Here is a 2,794-nt window from a genome sequence, read left to right as displayed (position 1 = left end):
GATCTCGCACCTCGATAACTGTACGTAAGATCAGTATAGTTCGTGGTAACTGACTGCTAATCATGGGTAATCAGGAATCAGTTTGCAGGATACGCCTTACTATCATGTGGTCAGTCGCTGTGTGCGGCGGGCGTTTCTGTGCGGGGAAGATGCCCACTCCGGCCAGAGTTACGAGCATCGGCGCCAGTGGGTAGTGGACAAGTTGGGCCAATTGTCGCGACTGTTTGCCATCGGTGTGTGTGCCTATGCGGTGATGAGCAATCACTATCACCTGGTGCTCAAGGTCGAGTCGGATAACGCTGCCAATTGGAGCGAGCGGGAGGTGGCCGAGCGTTGGGGGGCGCTATTCCAGTGGCCGCTGCTGGTACGACGCTGGTATCAGGGGGAATCCCTGATTGAGCCTGAACTCGCTGTGGTGCAACAACTGATAGGGCAGTGGCGGGAGCGGTTACATTCCATCAGCTGGTTTGTGCGGTTGCTCAACGAAAACCTGGCTCGGCAGGCCAATCGGGAAGATGGTTGCAAGGGCAATTTTTGGGAAGGGCGCTTCAAGAGCCAGGCCCTGCTCACCGAATCAGCCCTGCTGGCCTGCATGGCCTATGTTGATCTCAATCCGATACGGGCGGCGATTGCCGACCGGCCCGAGCAGAGCGATTACACCAGCCTCAAGCAGCGTCTCGATGGTGAGCAGTCCGCCGCCCCATTGCCTCCGTTGCTGTTGCCATTCGCGCACGAAGCGCGACCCGATAGCCTGCCATATACCTTTGCGGATTACCTGATGCTGGTGGACTGGACAGGTCGCGCCATCCGAGTGGACAAACGGGGCCATATCCCAGTTTGTCTTGCCCCCATCCTGGCGCGGCTGGGGTTAGACGAGGTGCGCTGGCTCAAGCAAGTGACGCTGTTTCGGCGCCAGGGTATCAGAGTGGTGGGTGACAAAGAGCATTGTCAGCAGTTTGCCTGGCACTGTGGCCAGCGACGGTGTCATCAACCATCCCTTTGAGTGATGAATATTTGTGTCATAACAACGTCCGGTATAGCGCCAGCTCATCACCGGTGTGATCGCATCTGAATTGGCGTCATCGATGCCAAGACATTCTTTTTAATCCCCCGAGTTTCACAAATGCCATCGCACATGCTGGATGACGAGTTGTGCTGGGCGCTTGATGAGGGCTTTCTCCAAAAGATGGCTGTCCTGATAAGGCGACACATAATTGGGACAGCGCCTTTCCAAAAGGTGGCTGTCGCAGATAAGAAGAGAAGGGTTAAGGAAGATGTACTATCGGCCCTTTGTTATCAGGCCGTTTTTTCACAACGCTACGACAACGTGGGTGTTGCTTGAGCAGGTGATTTTTGCATCAGTGAAACAGAGTGGGTGATATGGTTCCTCCAATGGAACAATCCGTACACAAAGATGGCTGTCCCAAATAAAAAGGGAGCTTATCTTGCTCGGTCCATGGAGAAGGGGGGAGATGACGACGTCCCTTGGAGATCTTTACGAGAGTCGGCAAATATGGGGATCCACCTTTGGCTCGCATGACCAAACCTGATGCCAAGGGGCGGGTTTGCCGATATCTCGAATGGGGGCAGTGTTGGCAATAAATAACAAGGGCGACCAGTTGGTCGCCCTTGTGTGATGGGCAGAAGCGCGGGCTCTGCCTATGAAGGTGACGGTTATTGCAAATCCGGGGGGGAATCTGGGACACCCACCTTTTTGACAGCGGCGTATCCCTGTACTTGGCTTGAGAGGTCACTGCCCAGGGGGTGAGCCATGACCATTGCCCGTTCACGTCAAATCAGTTTGCAGGATACGCCTTACTACCACGTGGTCAGTCGCTGTGTGCGGCGGGCGTTTCTGTGCGGGGAGGATGCCCATTCTGGCCAGAGTTACGAACATCGGCGTCAATGGGTGGTCGACAAGTTGGGCCAATTGTCGCGACTGTTTGCCATCGGTGTTTGTGCCTATGCGGTGATGAGCAACCACTATCACCTGGTGCTCAAGGTAGAGCCCGATACTGCTGCCAGCTGGAGCGAGCGAGAGGTGGCCGAACGCTGGGCTGCGCTGTTCCAGTGGCCGCTGCTGATGCGACGTTGGTATCAGGGGGAATCCCTGATTGAGCCCGAGTTGTTGGTTGTGCAGCAACTGATAGGGGAGTGGCGCACGAGGCTCTATTCCATCAGCTGGTTTGTGCGGTTGCTCAACGAAACCCTGGCTCGGCAGGCGAATCGGGAAGACGGCTGCAAGGGCCATTTCTGGGAAGGGCGCTTCAAGAGCCAGGCCCTGCTCACCGAGTCAGCCCTGCTGGCCTGCATGACGTACGTTGACCTCAACCCGATACGAGCGGGATTGGCCGATCGGCCTGAGCAGAGCGATTACACCAGCCTCAAGCAGCGTCTCGATGGCGAGCAGCCCGCAGCTCCATTGCCACCCTTGTTGCTGCCGTTTGCCAACCAGCGTACATCGAATGGTCTGCCTTATGCCTTTACCGATTATCTGATGCTGGTGGACTGGACAGGTCGTGCCATCAGAGTGGACAAACGGGGCCATATCCCGGCATGTCTTGCCCCCATCCTGGCGCGGTTGGGGCTGGATGAGATTCGCTGGCTGAAGCAGGTGACGCTGTTTCGGCGCCGGGGCATCAGAGTGGTGGGTGACAGAGACCATTGCCAGCAGTTTGCCCGGCACTGTGGTCAGCGACGGTGTTATCAGCCCTCTTTTAAGGTTCTTCGCGGGATCTTGGGGAAGTGGAAGTTGACAGACAGGGTGCTGGTAAACTGGCTGTCTCCAAACACA

Annotated in this window: 2 protein-coding genes; both read left to right on the top strand. The window is 56.4% G+C overall.

Annotated features, from left to right (window positions below; all coding sequences use genetic code 11):
* The first annotated feature begins 76 nt into the window (after positions 1-76).
* A complete protein-coding gene (locus tag PG892_RS21925; RefSeq protein WP_270825865.1) occupies positions 77-1,003 on the top strand; it encodes a transposase in 927 nt (308 codons plus the stop codon).
* A gap of 768 nt (positions 1,004-1,771) precedes the next feature.
* On the top strand, positions 1,772-2,794 hold a 1,023-nt coding region (locus PG892_RS21920; protein WP_270825864.1), incomplete at its 3' end, for a transposase.

Source organism: Aeromonas sp. QDB68 (genome assembly GCF_027707405.1).
Classification (GTDB): domain Bacteria; phylum Pseudomonadota; class Gammaproteobacteria; order Enterobacterales; family Aeromonadaceae; genus Aeromonas; species Aeromonas caviae.
This window is presented reverse-complemented; position numbering and strand designations above follow the sequence as displayed.